The sequence below is a fragment of the Actinoplanes sp. KI2 genome, assembly GCF_025630775.1.
GTDB lineage: Bacteria > Actinomycetota > Actinomycetes > Mycobacteriales > Micromonosporaceae > Actinoplanes.
The window spans coordinates 1-17,095 of the sequence record NZ_JAOSZE010000064.1 but is presented as its reverse complement, the minus strand read 5'-3'; the positions used below and the strand labels follow the sequence as shown (position 1 = coordinate 17,095).

At 68.6% G+C, this 17,095-nt stretch carries 13 protein-coding genes and 2 pseudogenes; 9 read left to right on the top strand and 6 right to left on the bottom strand.

The annotated features are described in order from the left end of the window. Positions 1-47: 47 nt before the first annotated feature. Positions 48-617: a hypothetical protein gene (locus ODJ79_RS42255; protein ID WP_263029358.1), complete on the top strand. Its 570-nt coding sequence runs from the start codon at positions 48-50 to the stop codon at positions 615-617. A gap of 43 nt (positions 618-660) precedes the next feature. Next, positions 661-2,208 carry a hypothetical protein gene (locus ODJ79_RS42250; RefSeq protein WP_263029357.1) on the top strand — a complete coding sequence of 516 codons (1,548 nt, stop codon included), beginning with the start codon at positions 661-663 and terminating at the stop codon, positions 2,206-2,208. Positions 2,209-2,250: 42 nt separating this feature from the next. On the opposite strand, the gene ODJ79_RS42245 is transcribed toward ODJ79_RS42250, so the two are convergent. Beyond that, positions 2,251-3,462 carry a S8 family serine peptidase gene (locus ODJ79_RS42245; RefSeq protein WP_263029356.1) on the bottom strand — a complete coding sequence of 404 codons (1,212 nt, stop codon included), beginning with the start codon at positions 3,460-3,462 and terminating at the stop codon, positions 2,251-2,253. Between the two features lie 203 nt (positions 3,463-3,665). Between ODJ79_RS42245 and ODJ79_RS42240 the strand changes: the two genes are divergently transcribed. The 6 genes and pseudogenes from ODJ79_RS42240 to ODJ79_RS42220 all read left to right on the top strand — a co-directional run bounded on the left by ODJ79_RS42240 (position 3,666) and on the right by ODJ79_RS42220 (position 9,679). Then, positions 3,666-4,604 carry a polyprenyl synthetase family protein gene (locus ODJ79_RS42240; protein ID WP_263029355.1) on the top strand — a complete coding sequence of 313 codons (939 nt, stop codon included), beginning with the start codon at positions 3,666-3,668 and terminating at the stop codon, positions 4,602-4,604. Further along, positions 4,601-4,741 (top strand): annotated as a pseudogene (locus ODJ79_RS47350) (FAD-dependent monooxygenase); the annotation flags it as partial. The gene ODJ79_RS42240 and the pseudogene ODJ79_RS47350, both read left to right, overlap by 4 nt. Before the next feature lie 181 nt (positions 4,742-4,922). Then, positions 4,923-6,584, top strand: coding sequence for a hypothetical protein (locus tag ODJ79_RS42235; RefSeq protein WP_263029354.1), 1,662 nt, complete (start codon positions 4,923-4,925; stop codon positions 6,582-6,584). A 58-nt stretch (positions 6,585-6,642) separates the two neighbouring features. Continuing rightward, on the top strand, positions 6,643-7,452 hold the full coding sequence (locus ODJ79_RS42230) for an AfsR/SARP family transcriptional regulator (RefSeq protein WP_263029353.1): 810 nt from the start codon (positions 6,643-6,645) through the stop codon (positions 7,450-7,452). A 1,089-nt stretch (positions 7,453-8,541) separates the two neighbouring features. Further along, the gene (locus ODJ79_RS42225) at positions 8,542-8,880 is read left to right on the top strand and encodes an STAS domain-containing protein (RefSeq protein WP_263029352.1); all 339 of its coding nucleotides are present in this window, start codon (positions 8,542-8,544) and stop codon (positions 8,878-8,880) included. Between the two features lie 28 nt (positions 8,881-8,908). After that, positions 8,909-9,679, top strand: a complete 771-nt coding sequence (locus ODJ79_RS42220) for a hypothetical protein (RefSeq protein ID WP_263029351.1) — start codon at positions 8,909-8,911, stop codon at positions 9,677-9,679. Positions 9,680-9,909: 230 nt separating this feature from the next. On the opposite strand, the gene ODJ79_RS42215 is transcribed toward ODJ79_RS42220, so the two are convergent. The 4 genes and pseudogenes from ODJ79_RS42215 to ODJ79_RS42200 form a co-directional block, all read right to left on the bottom strand. Continuing rightward, entirely contained in the window at positions 9,910-10,488 is a 579-nt protein-coding gene (locus tag ODJ79_RS42215) for a hypothetical protein (protein ID WP_263029350.1), read from the bottom strand. A 318-nt stretch (positions 10,489-10,806) separates the two neighbouring features. Continuing rightward, a pseudogene (locus ODJ79_RS47065) lies at positions 10,807-11,276 on the bottom strand (recombinase family protein); the annotation flags it as partial. A 345-nt stretch (positions 11,277-11,621) separates the two neighbouring features. Beyond that, positions 11,622-11,879: a tyrosine-type recombinase/integrase gene (locus tag ODJ79_RS42205; RefSeq protein WP_263029348.1), complete on the bottom strand. Its 258-nt coding sequence runs from the start codon at positions 11,877-11,879 to the stop codon at positions 11,622-11,624. Between the two features lie 122 nt (positions 11,880-12,001). After that, a complete protein-coding gene (locus ODJ79_RS42200) occupies positions 12,002-12,217 on the bottom strand; it encodes a hypothetical protein (protein WP_263029347.1) in 216 nt (71 codons plus the stop codon). Here ODJ79_RS42200 and ODJ79_RS42195 point away from each other — a divergent pair, their 5' ends adjacent. Beyond that, a complete protein-coding gene (locus ODJ79_RS42195; protein ID WP_263029346.1) occupies positions 12,218-14,158 on the top strand; it encodes a galactose oxidase-like domain-containing protein in 1,941 nt (646 codons plus the stop codon). Positions 14,159-14,290: 132 nt separating this feature from the next. Here the strand turns inward: ODJ79_RS42195 and ODJ79_RS42190 are convergent, their stop codons facing one another. Continuing rightward, positions 14,291-15,634 carry a PQQ-dependent sugar dehydrogenase gene (locus tag ODJ79_RS42190; RefSeq protein ID WP_263029345.1) on the bottom strand — a complete coding sequence of 448 codons (1,344 nt, stop codon included), beginning with the start codon at positions 15,632-15,634 and terminating at the stop codon, positions 14,291-14,293. Positions 15,635-17,095: the final 1,461 nt, after the last annotated feature.

The following is a 17,095-nucleotide window of genomic DNA, read 5'->3' as shown; positions in this document are numbered from 1 at the left end:
GGTGGCGGCGGCCCGCCGTCGGCGCGGGTGGAAGAGGAGGTTGCGACATGCACGACGGTAAGTCTGATCCGGACGCCGCGGCTTGGCGACCGTTCGCGCCGCTGAGCCGGCGGGCGCTGCTGGGGCTCACCGCCGCCGCGAGCTTCGTCACGGCCCTGGATGCCCGCCCGGCGCGCGCGGCGTCGGGTGGTGCACTGTCCGAACGGCAACGCGGCGCGATCCTCGCCGTCGCCCGTGCGCTCGCCGTCTTTCCGGTGGCGTTCCCGGTCTGTCGCGGGGTGCGGCCGGCGACCGTACGGGAAATGCCGTCGCGGATTCTCGGCCTGAAGGACCGGCTGGCGCACCCGCGGCTGGCGCTCGTCGCCCGGGGTGCCGACGCCCTGGACGCCGCGGGAGTGACGGGCCAGCAGCCCGCCGGCACCATTGCCCTTCTGAGCGCGCGGGCCGGCCACGCCGATGCCGCGCTGACGGCGGTCACCGCGGCGGCGGCGGCCACCCTCGCGGACCCGTTCGACGCCGACGCCGACGGGTTCGCCGCGAACTGGCTCGGCATTCTGGCCCGGATGAGGGACGCCGACACGCTGACGGTCGCCCTGGCACGCCGGGATCTCGCGTGACCACGCCGACCCCACCCACGACGACCGAACGGCGGCTCGACCGATGAGCTTCGCACCGCACCTGCACCGCGCGCTGGATCAGGCCCGCCAGACGATCTGGGACGGGCACCGGCAGGACCCCAATTTCACCGGCTGTGGCATCGGATATCGCCGCCGGGCCGGCGTGATCACCGACGAACCGGTGGTCGTCGCCATGGTCGTGGACAAGATTCCGGCCGCCGCGTTGTCCCGCCGCCGCCTGCTGCCCACCGAGGTCGTCGTCGACGGCGTCGCCTACGGGGTGGACGTGGTGGAGGCCGGCCCGGTGTACGCCAGCGGCCTGACCACGACGGGACCGATCACCCAGCGGCTCAGCCCGCCGCAGCCGGGAGTCGGCGTCTCCAACGTCCAGGCCGATAAGTCGCTCGACGGCACTCTCGGCTGCTTCGTGACCGACACGACCGACAATACTGTCGGTTTCCTGTCCGCCGCCCACATTCTCGGCCGGATGAACGCGGGGAGTGCTGGAGAGAACGTCGTCCAGCCGGCGACCGTGGACGGCGGCACCGACCCGGACGACGTGGTGGCCAAGACGAAGCGCTACATCTCGTTGACGGAGCTTCAGCCCAACACGCTGGACGTCGGTCTGGCGCAGTTGACCGACAAGTCGGCGTACAAGGATGCCTTCGTCTTTGATCTGATGGACCCGATCAGCGGCACCCATCAGGCCGTCGGTATGTGCGTGGCGTCGGACAACAGCGGCAATTCGTTCCTGTGCCGGATGGACCACGCGCTCACCGCGCTGAAGGTGGTACCCACGGCGTGGCCTCATCCGGACGCCGCGGTGGCACCGGCGATCGACATGAACATCGAGAAGGTCGGCCGGACCAGCGGTTACACCTCGACCAAGATCGCTGCGATCGGCGTCAGCCTGAACGCCCGGATGCCCGACGGCGCCACGTATCCGTTCTCCGACATGATCTGGACTCAGTTCCTGCACATCGCCGGCGACTCTGGCGCGGTGGCCTGCCAGGGCGGCGACGGCAACACCTTCGTGCTGCCGCCCAGCGCGGGATCGAACTGCCCGCTGGCGGCAACGGTGGAGCGGTACTACGGCCTCCCCACGCTGGCCGCGAACAACACCCTCACCAACCGGGTCCAGTCCCAGTTCCTGGCCCAGAGCCTGACCGGCAATCTGCTGATCGGCATGGTCTACATGAACATGCAGACGGTCATCGACCGGTTGGCCTCGCACACCGGCCCGGCCTACAACCAGGCCGCCGCGCAGGCCGTCGTGCAGCAGTACTACAACAAGTACCGTCCGGTGGCCGCCGCCGCGATGGTCGATCCGTCGTCCTTCGTTGTGACGCGCGACCTGGTCTACGACTCCGCATATCTGATCCAGATGCTGAACGCGGCGCCGGCCGACGGCGGGCAGGGCCTGTTCACGCCGGAGGAGTACCAGCCGTTCGGCACCGCCGTACTGATGGGGTTCAGCTTCTGGGAAAACAACTACACGTACCAGCAAATCATCGACTTCATGAACCAGCCGGACGTGTACAACACGATCTTCGACCAGTTCGCGGCCGCGCCCACCCTGCACATGCCGTGATCCGGGCGCCTGCCCAGCCGGGCTGGGCAGGCACTGACGGGATCAGTTACGGAAGGACGAGACACCGTTGGGCACACCCCACCCGGTCGGACCGTCGTAGCCGGCCTCGGCGTGGCAGAGGTAGTCCGGGACGCAGGTACCCGCGGGATTGTTGGTCCCGGCCGTGATGTCGGTGAACCCGCCCGGATGCCGGTACAGGTAGGAGACCGGGAACGTGTCGGCGGCCGGCGTACCGGCCAGGGCGTACACGCTCGCGATGATGGGGGACGACGCGCTCGTCCCCCCGAACGGGTTCCACCCGGACCCGAAGCCCTGCTCCTCGGTTTTGTAGGTGTCGTACACGGCGACCCCCGGATCGGGATCGGCGATCGCCGACACGTCGCCGACCGTCCGGCGCGGACAGACGAAATCCTTCTGCCAGCTTGGCTTGTCCACCCATGACGAGCAGCCCGAACCCGTGCCGACCCAGGCGATCTCCGCCCATCCACGCGAGTTCGCCGCCGGGAAGAGTGTCGTACCGGCCACGGCCGTCACGTTCGGTTCCACGGCGGGGTAGCTGACACCGTATCCGCTGTCGCCGGTCGAGGCGGTGATGACGACACCGGTGTGGTTGTAGTAATGGTTGTTGAGGTTGCTGAAGTTTCCCTCATTCGCGCCGTAGCTGTTCGACACGAACTTCGCACCCTCGGCCACTGCCTCATCGACCCCGGCGCCCAGATCGTCGTCGTCGTTGGAATCCGCCTCGACCAGCAGAATGTGGCATCGTGGGCAGATGGCGGAGACCATATCCACGTCGAGTGAGATCTCCGACGACCAACCGGAGTCCGCGTCGGGGTAATTGACGGTCCCACCGCGCTGATTGATCTTGCGGAAACAACCGTTCGCGGTGGTGCACGCCGACAGGCCGTATCTCGCCCGATAGACGGCGAGATCCGATTCGGCATTCGGGTCGTCGTACGCGTCCACGATGGCGACCGTGGCACCGGAACCCGCCGACGCCGACGAGGCGGTCAGGTTGTACGCGCGTTGCAAATCGGCGGGACCGTAGCCGTCGGTCGGCGGTGGGTCCACAGCGGGGGCGAATGCGGTGGCGGTGGACTTGGTGGTCCGGACCAGCGCCAGGCATTCGGCGCGTCCCTTGTGGGCCGTCGCCGAGCAGGGGCGGCGATATTTGCTGAGCGCGGCTCGCGCGTCGGCCTGCGACGCGGTCGCGGACCAGGCGGTCCCGGGCGGCGCGACAACGATGCCGGTCACCAGCCCGGAAATGGCTAGACAGGCCAGCAACCGAGTAGGTCGTAACACCGGACCACTACTCCTTTCAATGGTTGAGCATGCCGGGCCGAAAATGCGGGGCATCGCATCGGCTCGGGTGTGCGGTACATTCTCGTATCGAGCGCTGTCACGGTGCTGTCGCCGGGTTTTGGCTGGTGTGAAGTCCATCTAATAACGGGGGCTCCATGGAAGTCGATCTTTTCCTCACCCGGGTCGCCGCGCGAGTGACGGCGCTGGTTTATGGAATGCCCCATTCGGTAAGGTTTCCGGTCGCCGGCCTGGCCGCCCGGCCGGGCAAGGGCATCCGGGCCGCGATGCTGGCCACCTGCGCCGAGTGCGGCGTCGTCGCCGATCCCTGGCGGCTGGTCCGGCTCGGCGCGGTGGTCGAGTTGCTGCACCTGGCCTCCCTGCTGCACGACGACCTGGTGGATCAGGCGACGACCCGCCGCGGTGCGCCCGCCGCGCACACCGTGGCCGGCGCCGACCTGGCCATGCTCGCCGGCACCGCCTCCTTCGCGCTGGCCGGCGCCGAGGTGGCCGCGCTTGGCGGAGACCTGCACGTCCTCGTGGCCCGGGCGGTCACCGAGCTGGCGTACGGCGAGATGCTCGACGTGGAGCGCGCCTACGACGTCCGTCTGTCCATGGTGGACTATCTTGAGCTCGCCGAGCGTAAGACCGGCGAGCTGTTCCGGCTCTCCTGCCTGCTCGGCGCTGCCGAGGCCGGAGTGGAGCCCGCGATTGCCCGGTCCCTGGCCGAGTTCGGCGCCCGGCTCGGCGTGGCCTTCCAGATCCTCGACGACTGCCTGGATCTGCGTACGGACACCGGCAAGCCGACCGGGACCGACCACCTCCTCGGCCTATTCGGCGCCCCGGCGCTGTTCGCGTTGCGCGACGATTCCGGCGGCGAGCTCGCCACGCTGCTGCTGTCGCCGTCGCTGCGCCCGTCCGACCTGCCCGCAGTCCGCCGGCTGATCGAGGCCCGCGGTGGGTTCACCGCCGCCGCCGAGCTGGCGCGCACGTGTCACGACGAGGCCCTCGCCACCCTCGACGAGCTCGACCCCGCGACGCGCGACCGGCTGACCGACACGGTGACCGCCGTCTGGCGGGAGCTCGCCCGCCCATGACCGACCGCGTGGACGTACTGATCGTCGGAGCCGGTCCGGCCGGGGCGGCCGCCGCGACCCGCCTCGGCCGGACGGGCCTCCGAGTGCGGCTGGTGGACCGCGGAGACACCCGGCCCCGGCACGACATGCTCCTGACCGCCGCGGCCGCACGCGGGCTGCGCCTGATCTCGGACGACGAACCGGGCGCCCGACCCATCTCCTCGGTCGACGTCCACTTCGGCGATACCGCCGCCCGGCCCATCCGGGAGGCCGAGGTCGCGGTGGTGGACTCCGGGCTGCTGCACGCCTGGCTGCGGCAGCGGGCCGAGGACGCGGGGGGTGACGCCGGTGACCGGCTCGGTGACCAGGATCCGCCCCTGCCGCGACGGCTACGAGGCGCTGCTGGACGACCGGCGGCTGGTCGCGCGGCACGTCATCCTGGCTTCCGGCGGGACGCGGCGCGACCGCCCAGAGCCGGGCGTCGTCTGCGCCCGGCGCTTCACGGGGGCCGCGCCCGGCACGCGTACGGCATTGGTCGTCGCACCGCCCTCGGCCACCCGGGCCGACGAGCTGCCCACCACGATCTGGGTCCTGCCCGGCGAACGCGACGACGTCACTGTGGGCGTGGCGGCTGCGGGCGGCGCCGACCCTGCGACGCTGCTCGACCAGGCCGCGGTCACGCTGGGCAAGCTGGACTCCGGCCTGGCCGGGCTCGCACCCGCGGGCCCGGCGACGTCCGGCGCGTTGCACAGCTGGTTCACGCCGGCCGCCGTGCACGAGGCCGACTGCCTGCTCGTCGGCGACGCGGCCGGCCTGGCCAACCCCTTCACCGGGGAGGGCCTCGGATATGCGGTACACAGCGGCCTGCTCGCCGCCGAAGCGATCGCGGGCCGCCCGGACGACCCGGTGGAGGCCCGGCGGGAGTACGCGAACCGGATCGCGGCGGCCGCCGTCGGCTACTTCGAGGCCGCCCGACACGCGGCGCGCCGCTATCACCTCGTCTGGCGGATGCTCTCCGACAGCGCGGGCAACGACCATCCGCTGATCGCCAAAGCGCGCCGGGCCATCCTGCTGCCCCGCGCGACCGGACCAGCTCCGGCCCGCGCCGCCGTGCTGGGCCCGTCCACCGCCTTCCTCGTCGCCTGCGACGGAGTGGCGCTCTCCGCGATCCGCGAGCGGTGGCCCTTCCTGGCCCGCCTGGTGGCCTCCGGCGAGGGCCTGGTGCAGCGCGAGCTCCGCCTGGCCACGCTGCTGTTGGCCGGCCTGTCGGCCGAGGGTGCACAGCCCGGCCGCGAGAACGCCGCGGTGGGCGCGGCGGTGGAACTCGCGGGCCTGAGCGCGCTCGCCTTCGTCGGCAACGCGCCCCCGCCGGGCGGCCGCCCCGGCGTCCCGTGGGGCCTCGCCGCCACGGTGCTGACCGCGGACTTCCTCCTCGCCGAGGCATCGCGGCTGGTCGCCGACGCGGCGCCGCGGCTGGCGCGCCCGTTTGCCGAATGGCTGGGCGACCTGACCGCACTGCGTGCCGACCGGCTGGCCGGCGATACCGGCGTCCCGGCGACGGCCGTATTCGGGGCCCTCTTCGAGTTCCCAGCCCGGGTGGGCGCCTGGCTCGGCGAGTGCTCGGACGGCATCGTGTCGGCGATGCGGGACATCGGCGAACTGTGCGGCGCCGCCTTCCTGTACGGCGAGGACCTGCTGGCGCTGCGTGGCGAGCCGACCCGTCTGGAGACATCGTGGCCCGCGATGCTCGCCGCCCGGATGTCCGCCGTGCCGGACCTGCTGCCCGGTCGGGGCCTCGAAGCGGGGGCGGTGGACGAGTCCGCCCGGGTGGCGGCCATCGCGGCGCTCACGGCCGCCGGGCGGTCCGCGCTCGAAGCGGTCACCGATCGCCTGGCCGCGGTGCCGGGAGCGTTGGCCACCCGGGTGGTGCAGGACTTCGCCGCGACCGTAGCGGCACCGATCAATGCTGGTAACGGGGATGATGATGGACGGGGTAGCTGAGAGCAGAACGGAATATCGGATACTCGGCCCGGTAGAGGCGATCGTCGCCGGCCGACGCGTGGTACTCAAGGGGAACACGACCATCACCCTGCTGGCTGGGCTCCTCTACTCGGCCGGCCAAGTGGTCTCGTGGGAACGACTCGTCGAATGGGTATGGGCCGCCGACTTGCCCGAACATCCGCGGGCCGCGCTGCACAACGCCGTCGCCCGGCTGCGACGTGCCCTCGGCACCGAGAGCATCGAGACGACGGACTGGGGATATCGGTTTCAGGTCGACTCCGCCGAGCTGGACCTACTGCGCTTCGACCGCCTGACCGCGCTCGCCGCACGCCTGGAGTCGGTCGACCGCACCGCTGAGGCCATCGCGGCGCTGGACGAGGCATTCGCCCTCTGGCGGACACCGTTGCTGGGCAACGTAGAGTCCGCCACCCTGCGCAGTGCGGTGGAGCCGCGGCTGGTCGACCGGTACCTCGCAACCGTCGAGGCCCGCGCCGCCCTGCGACTGCGGACCGGCCGGCACAACGGCCTCGCCGACGAGTTGGCAGAGGTGGTACGCCAGCACCCGTTCCGGGAAACGCTTGTCTGCTGGCTGATGATCGCTCTCGTCCGGACCGGACGGCAGACCGAGGCGCTGGCCGCCTACGAGGCGTTGTCCCGGAGCCTGGCCGACGAGCTCGGCATCGCGCCGCTCGCCCCGCTGACCGGCCTCCGCGACCAGATTCTGCGCGGCGAACCGGTCACCGACCGCCTCCTTCTCGGGTCAGATCACGGCGCCGGCCAGCCGGGGAAACCAAACCCGCTTGCGAGTACGCGTGTGGGCGAACCGAAATCCCCGAGGCGAGGGGACCTGAACGATCACACGACCTAATCACTGTCGTGACCAGCAGTTGCCCGACAACGCAATGAAAAGCCGGCCGGCCGGCCGACGCCGAACAGTTGTGGCGCGGCGCCCTGAGCGGCCCTCTCGCCCGGTTCGCCAGGTTCGCCCGGTTCCGCCTCGCGGGTCTGCTGAGCGCCTGGGCCGCCCGGGTAACGTCGAGCAGATCTGGCGGGAGGCGGCCGAGTCGGGCGACACCCTGGCACGTATCCACCTCGCCGTCCTGACGGAGCAGCGGGGCGACTGGTGGACCTGCTCGACCGGCAGGGCCGCACGGCCGAGGCCGCCGAGGTCTGCCGGCAGGCCCTCGCCGCCGGCGACACCACGGCCGCCGCACGGCTCACCGGCCTGCTGCGCTGAGCCGCGAGAAGGCGCGAGAGAGTTACGCCGCAGATCATCGGCGGTTGATGGCGCTGGCGTAGGTGTTTCCAGGCCGCTTCCTGTCGTTTGGACTCGATCTCGGTCCAATGCGTTCCAGAAACGAGCCGCTCAGTCCGTCTCCAGGCCGTCCCAGATTCACCAACGGCGACCGACAACCACCAACGTCACCGTGGTTCCCCAGCTCAGCGCCCAAGGCCCTTGATCACGACGAGGGAACGAAATCCCTGGTGCAATAGTTGGTGAACAACCGGATCACCTCAAAGTTGGTGGCAATCCTCGTCAAAACGGCTCTCTGCCGCCCACCAGCTGCTCTGCGGCCTTGCTGAGCTGCTCGGCGATTCGCGCCAGGATCGGCAATCCTAGACAGCCGGACCATCAGTGATCCCTGAAATGGATCTGCCGAGTAGGTCTCCGGCAGTCGACGCACGAGATTGAGCCGGTACCACGCGTCATGTCGCCGAGCGTGCTCGCGACACGGGCTGGCCGTCACGCTGCGTATGCCCGGCACGGGCTGACGGGCACGCGGTCATGCCAAAGATCATTTCGCGCAATTCATGCGAATAACTCGGTATGGCACTTCAAGCCGGGGCATGGGTCAGGTGGTCCGAGCGGTGTTGCGCGTCGACGGGGTTGCGTTGGCAGGGCGAGTCGCCTATAACTATATCGACGAGAATTCTGCCAACATCTAGGGTGCGAAGCGTGGATTCCTCCTTGTCGGCTACCTGGCAGGTCGAGGGAGATCGCTGGACTTGCGCGCTCGTCGGCGAGATTGATATGCAGAGCGTCTTAGATCTCGACAAAGAGCTCAAGTGGTTTCTTCGGCAGCCAGATTTTCCTGCCGAACTGTCGTTCGACCTCAAGGATGTAACTTTTATCGACAGCGCATCCCTTACCTATCTAGGGGCGTTCTACAGGCGCTACGCCCAAGCTCTGAACGGCAGGGCTATACCCGTGGTCAGGCTTCTCAACGTGCGTCCGTTCCTCCTCCGGGTTCTTGTCATAAGCGGGATGGACACGCTCTTCCATCTAGAACCATAGCGATTCCTATGTTGTCAGAGGTGCGGCCATGGCGGTGCGACTGAAGGTGGCGGATGGGACGTCTGCTGCCGTGCCCGCATCGGTGGCTCTTCTTGCCGCTCCTTCGCCTCCAGGACCATCGCACTACGCGGCGGCGCCGGCGTCGTCGGTGCCCATTCTCACGATCGTTGTAGCTGTGCTGGGCATCCTCGGCACACTTGCGGCCACATGGTTGACGAACTACTTCAATAGCAAGCGCGACGAAAGGCAATGGAGATGGCAGAAGCAACTTCAAGACGAGCGGATTGACCGGGACCGGCAGCAGGAAGCCCTACGGTGGCAGCGTGAGCGCGAGGAGCGTAGGGAGCAATGGGATCGGGAAGACTCAAGGCGTTGGAATAGCGAGCTGGTTACCGTCTACTCCGAACTTGTTTCGAGCCTCATTCAATGGACTCAAACCGCCAAAGTGCTACTGTCGGCTGACTACGATCTGGACGGTGCGCTGATAGTCGAACGCTCCGTGCTCGACGAACTCGAAAGCCTGCGCGCCTCGGTTCTTGCTGCGACGCGGCGAGTCGAGTTGTGGGCCACTGAAGGTGTCCGGGACGCGGCATGGCTGGCCGTCGCCATGTGCGGTCAATTCGGCAGGGCGGCAGGCATGGCACTCGGCCGGAGTAGCCCCGATTTTGACATTTCCCAAGCTCTGGGTCCCCCATTCGATGCGGTCGAGGGTGCGCTTCAGAAAATCCAGCGCGCCATAAGGGTTGATCTTAGAATTGCCACAGATGGCGACGAAAATCCGGCGACCAGTACGCAGTGAACTGATCTCAACAAGATCCGGATAGGAATTGTATTCGTAGTGGGTGAGGTGGAGTGCAGCGGCGACGATATCGCCGATTCGGCGAGGGCTGACGATGGCGTGACGCAGCACACTGCCCCGGTCGCTTTGACGGTCGGGGTCTTGACGAGCCGGCGCAGGTCGTCGAGGTTGCCGGCGAGCCGGTCCATCGAGTCAATGAGCCGCCCTTCGTGGGCAGCACCGGAACCGCATCAGTCGCCGGCGATCCGCCTCTGCTGGGCCTCGACGAAGGCGGCCCACCGCGGATCTTGCACGCTGCTGGCCGGCCGGTAGTAGTCCGCCGCCGAGGAGCGGGTCAGCAGCACCGCCGCCGTCAGCACGAGGACCATCAGCGCCAGCCCCAGCACGGCGCTCACACTGGGATACCAATGCGGCACCAGGTCGTAGAAGAGCCCGTCGACAGCGGAGGCATGCGCGCCCGGTGCCGCCAGCGGAACGTCGCCGGCGCTGAGACCCAGGAGCAGGAGCACAGCGATGGCGCCGAGGACGCACCACGCGACCCATCGCGCCCAGACCAGCGGCCGCCGCACCACCAGTGCCAGCGCCGACGTGATCAGGACCGTCGCGGTGCCGACGACCAGGCTGTACTCGAGGGCCGCGCGCACCAGGTGCACAGCGACTCCCCCATCGGGCTCTGCCATCAGGTACCGGATGCCGGCCGGCCCCAGATGGCGCCACGCCAGCATCGCAATGACCACGATGGCCCCGGCCAGCACGGCGCACCCGGCGAGCAGCACCGAGGCCCGGTGCACGTGCGTGGGCGGATTCACGGCGACAACATAGTTGATGTTCAGTGATTGGTGCAGCAGGCTGGCGGGTTGGGGAGCTCGAACGGCGCGATCGGCCCATCCGGCGCCGACGTGGCCATCAGCACAAGCCGCCCAACGCGCGGTACTGCGGCCGCACGAAGTCACGGGTGCCGATCTGGCCGACTGGTGAGGGCGTCTATCCAGCTGCCGCGGCAAAGTTGCCGACCGCCCGGGGCGCTGTGCAGCTCGAAGGGCAGCAGCGCGAGGTGGATCTCCCGCTGCGGGTCACCGCCAGCACCTGACAGTCCCCAGGTCAGCCAGTGTGCCTATCTGGTCCGGTCAGCCGGTGACGGCTGCTAGGCGCAGGTAGCTGTATACCGTCTCGCGGCTGATGCCGACCTCCCTGGCCGATGCGCACTTCTTCTCGCCGGTGACGACGCGCCCGTGCAGCTGCTATGCCTGCTCGGCATTGAGCGTGGGCTTGCGGCCGGTGTACACGCCGCGCTGCTTGGCCGCGGCGATGCCCACGCGCTGCCGTCCGAGGATCAGGGCGCGCTCGAACTCGGCAAAGGCGTCCATGACGCTCAGCAGCAGGGTGGCCATTGGCGAATCCTCGCCGGTAAACGTCAGGCTCTCCTTGACGAACTCGACCCGTACGCCCTTGCCGGTCAGCGTGCGCACAAGCCGGCGCAGGTCGTCGAGGTTGCGGGCGAGCGGGCCATCGAGTGCACGATGACGGTGTCGCCATCGCGGATGAACGCGATTAGCTGGTCGAGCTTCGGCCAGGTGGTGTCCTTGCCGAACGCCTGGCGCGACTACGGGACCTCACCGCGCAGGCCATCGTCGACCGCACGCGCCGAAACAACACCGCACGAACCTCAAAACGGTGGGTTTTCGGTGGGTGATCTCGATCCAAGAAAGACGGTGACCTACGTTTCCGCAGGTCACCGGCTTGTTTTTGTTGGGCTGACAGTGTCCTGGCTGACAGCTGTCGGGCTGACAGGATTTGAACCTGCGACCCCTTGACCCCCAGTAGTCCGGTGGCCCAGCGGCGTGCCAGAGCATGTTTTCCCTGATCGCCGCAAGCATAAATCAGCCGAGTAAAGGAGTCCGACGACGGCGCTCTCCCGGGGACCGACTCGGCTTCATAGCGCTTACTTAATCCGTTGCGAGGTCATCAGCTCGGCGATCCGGTCCGTGGCCTGCAGACGCCGGGCGGCGTTGGCCCGGGTGCAATAGCGCATCAGCGTGGCCGGGTCATGACCGAGCCGCTCGGCGACCTCGTGGACGCCGTAGCCGGCATCCAGCAGACTCGACGCGATCAGATGCCGAATCTGATGCGGGCCGATCGCCCGCACCTTCGCGGCCAGGGAAAGCTGATTGGACCGGCCAGTGTGGCCGCCCGCAACCACCTTCCGGTCAGCACCGACCGGCCGGGCGGCTGTCGCGATGCGACCGAAGCTCGGTACGAACGGACATTGAAGTAAATCTTAACGAACGGTTAGGGTTACGTGTCGCCTACATAAGACAGTCTTCAATGAAGGCCATCACGTGGAGATTCGCCGGAAACGGGGGCCTTTCCATGGGTACGCGTCTCGGCTTCGTTCTTACTGCGCTTTTTTCCGCATTCGTGCTGTTCGGCACTTCGGCCGTCGATTCGGCCACCGCGAATGGTCGCACGCCGGTTCGCGCGCCCGTTCATGACCACGCCCAGGCCCAACTCGACGACCATGGCGACGAGCGGGCGCACATGGCCGAAGATCTGGCCGGGACGCCGATGACGGTCATCGAGCAGCAGACCGCCGCCAATGCGGCACGGATCCAGAAGGTGACCGGCGTACGCCCCGGAACGGCGCGGCTCAAGGCTTCCGTGGCCGCTGATCCCGGATTGTCGGGATCGTGGAGTCCGGTGGTCAGCACGCCTGTCGTCCCGGTGTTCGATGCGGTGCTGCCGAACGGCAAGGTGCTGATCTGGGACTCGGTCGGCGACAACGCGGCGGAGTCCTATCCCGTTCACGACTTCACCCGCGCGATGGTCTGGAATCCCGCGGACGATTCGTACAAACGGGTCGACCTCCAGGGCTCGAACATCTTTTGTGCGGGATTTGCGCATCTCGCCGACGGCAACATTCTGGTCGCCGGCGGAAATGCCGACGCCGCGCTCGACGGAACGGTCCAGACCCACGTCTTCGATTGGCAGACCGAAACGTGGACGCGCGGCAATGACATGGCCGCCGCGAGGTGGTATCCGTCCGTCGCGGAAACGGCGAACGGCGAGGAAGTCATCGTCGGCGGTGGTCCCGCGACCGCGGAGGTCTACCAGGCAAATGGGACCATCCGGGCATTGACCGGGTTCACCAAGTACGGCGGGCGGGCCTACCCGTTCATGGGTTCCCGGCCGGACACGCAGTTGGGTCTTTTCGGGCCGTATACCGCCGCCTACACGGTCAACACGTCGGGCAACGGCGTCATCACGGCCACGGGTACGCGGGACGCGATCCACCGGGACTACGGCAGCTTCGCCACGTACGACATCGGTAAGTCGGTCGTCGTCGGGGGCGGCACCATCACCGAGGGCGGGGTCCCGAAGGTACCGACCCGCACCGCCGTCATCGTGAACAACAGCGCCGGGCTGACGCCGGCCTTCGCGGCGACCGGCTCGCTGTCCACCGGCCGGCGGCAGCTGAACGCGACCCTGCTCGCCGACGGCTCGGTACTGGCGACCGGCGGCCTGACCAGCTCGGCGACCTCGAGCCTGGTCGACCTCAACAACGCGGCGACGTCGGCCGAGCGCTGGGACCCGGCGACCGGCCAGTGGACCGTGCTGGCGAGCGCGACCCGTATCCGGCAGTACCACTCGACGGCCCTGCTCCTGCCGGACGGCCGGGTCATGACGGGCGGCGGCGGAGTGTGCGGCGTCTGCATGACGGTCGGGTATCTCGAGAAGAACATCGAGTACTTCACCCCGCCGTACCTCTACGCGAAGGACGGCAGCGGCGGACCGGCGGCGCGCCCGGCCATCTCGACGGCGCCGGCCACGGTCGGGATCGGCGGAAGCTTCGCGGTCACGTCCCCGGAGGCGGCTGACATCCGGAAGGTCGCGCTGGTCGGCCTGGCCGACGTGACCCACGGGGTCAACCAGGGCCAGCGCTACGTGCCGCTGAAGTTCACGGCCTCCGGCACCACCTTGACGGTCACGGGCCCGCAGAACGGGGGCGTCGCCCCGCCCGGCTACTACATGCTGTTCATCCTCGACGCCGCCGGCGTCCCGTCAATCGCGAAGATCATCCAGGTCGCCAAGGGCCCGAACCCGCTGGCGAGCCCGGTCAAGAACAGCACGGGCCGCTGCGTCGACGTGCCGTCGTCCGCGTTGGCCATCAAGACCTACCTGCAGGCGTACACCTGCAATGCCACGAAGGCGCAGGCCCTGACCCGCCTGCCGGACGACAAGTCGCAGCGAGTCCTCGGCAACTGCCTGGACGTGCCGTCGCGCAACTTCGTCGCGGGACAGCGAATCTGGACCTACACGTGCAACAACACCCCCGCCCAGACATGGCAGTTCGGCACCGACGCAACGATTCGCCCGGCCGCCAGCACGGGGCTCTGCCTGGCCGCCGCCTCGTCGGCCAACAACGCCGCCATCCAACTGGCGACCTGTAGCGGGGCTGCCCTCCAAAAGTGGACGTGGTAGCGCGGGATCTGGCGGTTCTGGCGGACGCGGGACGACTGTCACTGCCGCCATCACCGGCGCGGACCATTCTGGAGATGCCGGCCGAGGCTCCAAGCGCACGCCGGACTGCGGTGGGAACCGCCGGCGCCCCCGCTAGGAGGTGGTGACCCGGTAGATGACGCCCGCCAGGTCGTCGCTCACATAGAGGGCTTGGTCGGGACCCTGGACTGCCATGACCGGGCGGCCCCAGCGGGAGCCGTCCGCACTCTGGAAGCCGGTAAGCAGTGTCCGCTGGGGGCCTAGGGTGCCGTCCTTCCAGGTGAAGAAGGACACCTCCGGCGGGCGGGGTGGCTTGCGGTTCCAGGAGCCGTGAACGCCCACCAGGGCGCCGGGGCCGTAACCGCCGGGCAGGCCGGATGAGGTCACGAAGCTCATGCCGAGCGGGGCCGAATGGGCGCCCATACCCTGCTCGACCGGGGGCAAGGTGGCGCAGTCCAGCCTCGTACCATCCGGATTTGTCTGGATGTCCCGGACGAAGGGGCGGTTGGTGTAGCTCAGCGGGGAGTCCTTCTTGCCGGGCTGGAGGTCGGGGTCGGGGTTGCAGTACGGCCAGCCGAGGTCGCGGCCCTGGGTTAGGCGGGCCAAGGGCTCCAGAGGCTGGTCGTTCACGTACCACTGCATGACCTTGCCCCGGTCGTCGCCGGCGTACGGATAGCCGATGTTGTCGCGGTTGTTGACGGCCGTCCAGACTCCGCCGTCGGGATCGATCGCCAGGCCGGTGCCGTTGCGAACGCCTCGGGCGAAGGTCGACGCCTTCCCGCCGCCGGGCGGGACGCGCAGAATCGAGGCCCGCTCCGGGTCGGCGTCGCGGTCGTCGGCTGAGATGTTGCCGGTCGAGCCGACCGAGATGTAGAGGGCGCCGTCCTTGCCGACCGCCACGCTTTTGAGGGCGTGGGCGTAGGCGCCGCCCAGCTCGGGGCTCTTCTTGTCGGGGAGGCCATCGACCACGACCCTGCTGCCCGACACCGCGCCGTTGCGGTACGTGAAGGAGTCGAGCTGGTCGCTCTCGGCCACGTACAACGTGGTGCCGCTGAACGCCAGGCCGTGCGGCTGATCGAGGCCGCCGACCAACGTGCTCTGCGACGCGACGGAGCCGCCGGGGATCAGCGCGACGACGTCGCCGAACTTCGGCCGGGAGACCAGCAGCCGGCGGTCGGGGGTCCAGGCCAGCAGGCGGGCGCCGGGCAGCCGCGCCCACACGCTGATCGTCCAGCCGGGCGGCGCCATCAGGGTCCTCGTCCGGTCGAAGGGAGCCGCGGCGGTGCCGGCCGGCGTGCGCACGTCCGCCGGCACCAAGGCCGGCACGTCGACCGTGCCCGAGGACGGCGGCAGCGTCGCACGCGGCGGCTCGGACGCGCCCGAGGACGGTGACGAGCACGCCGCCATCGTGAGCGCCAGACCACCGGCCACCATGGCGTGCAACGGGGCTCTTTTCACCACTGCATTTCTACCTACGGTTGCACCGCTCGCCAAGCCGCGCCGGCCTTGATACGCCATCACCGGCTTCAGCCGGCTCATCGAGCACCACTCGGGCATGATCCTTGGGCACCACCAAGATCGGCCAATCTCGAATGGGACGTTCGTCGATGAGCAAGATCGGTCGCCTGGTGAGTGGCGGGTGAACCGGGCGGCATCGGCCAGCAGCGGCGTGAACCGTTGCACCCACCGGAAGATGATCAGCCCTCAGGTCATCGAGCTGATCGTGGCGGTCCGCAAAGACCCCGTCCAGCGGGGCCGCCAAGCGATACCAGCCCACCGGCCGGCCACCCGGCCCCCACCGAAAAAGAAGAACCCCTGAACCCACAACCGTGGGTTCAGGGGTTTCCGATGTCTTGAGACATCACACGGTCGGGCTGACAGGATTTGAACCTGCGACCCCTTGACCCCCAGCTGGGTCAGAGTCAAGTGGTGACCAGTACAAGCGTTCCAAAGTCCTGGTAGGAGCGGCGGTGTTGATCGGTCTGGTGTGGCTTCTGGCGGTGTGGGTGACAAGATCGTCTCCCAGATTTCTCCCAAGCGGAGGGGTCGCCTACCTGAGCGGGCATCCCGTCGCGCAGGCAACGCCCGGCCGGGCCGCGCCTGCCCGGGCAAGGTGGAGCACCCCACGTCTGACCGACCTTGCCCGGGCAGGCGCGGTCTGGCTGCCTCCCGGTGTGCGATGGAGACCCGCCGGGCTTGGCATCCCAGAGCCGCCGGGTCCAGGGCGGGTAGCTCGGCCGCCGGAGGCATAGTCCGGGTGCAGGGTCGGAGATCCTGCCCGCCGGAGGCTGGCATTCGGGTGCACGCGAGCAGGATATCCACACTCAGGGACCGGGCATCTCGGACGAAGAATGAGAGGGGGCGTCCTGCCACGAAGGAGGAGAACGATGGATGTTTTATCCTGGATTATACTCATCGTCCTCGCGTGCGTGGGAACGTGGACTTGGTACTGGGTTATCAAAGCAGCCGTCCGGAACGGCACGGTCGAGGCTCATTTCGCGATCCACGGGCGGCCGCCAGCCCCTGTCCGGCAGGCCGTTGCCCCGGTCATCCCTCCGGAGCCCCCTCGAATGAACGGCTACGTGGCCAAGAACTGTGGGGCCACCACCGACCACAACCCGCATAAGATCGCGACCATCGATGGCGGCCGGATGTGTCCCGGCTATCCCGCTCAGACCCCCTGACTGCAGCCAGAGAGTTTGGGCAAGGCCGGCCATCGAGGCAGTAGGCCGCTCCTCGCGAGACCGCAAGCCCCGGCATCTCGTCACGCGGGATATCGGGGCTTCTTCGTGCTCCGCCGTGCCGCCCATCTCACCTGCCGGGCCGCGCCGTGAGCGAAGCGGCAAGGCGCGGACGGCCGGCGAAGTGGCCCGCGCGCGGCCCGAAGGGCCGCCTTGAAGATGTAGAGGAAGTTCTCAC

Excerpts from the sequence above, each read along its gene's own strand:
- ODJ79_RS42255 (WP_263029358.1), top strand. The coding sequence starts at position 48 with ATGCACGACGGTAAGTCTGATCCGGACGCCGCGGCTTGGCGACCGTTC.
- ODJ79_RS42250 (WP_263029357.1), top strand. The coding sequence starts at position 661 with ATGAGCTTCGCACCGCACCTGCACCGCGCGCTGGATCAGGCCCGCCAG.
- ODJ79_RS42240 (WP_263029355.1), top strand. The coding sequence starts at position 3,666 with ATGGAAGTCGATCTTTTCCTCACCCGGGTCGCCGCGCGAGTGACGGCG.
- ODJ79_RS42220 (WP_263029351.1), top strand. The coding sequence starts at position 8,909 with ATGGCGGTGCGACTGAAGGTGGCGGATGGGACGTCTGCTGCCGTGCCC.
- ODJ79_RS42195 (WP_263029346.1), top strand. The coding sequence starts at position 12,218 with ATGGCCGAAGATCTGGCCGGGACGCCGATGACGGTCATCGAGCAGCAG.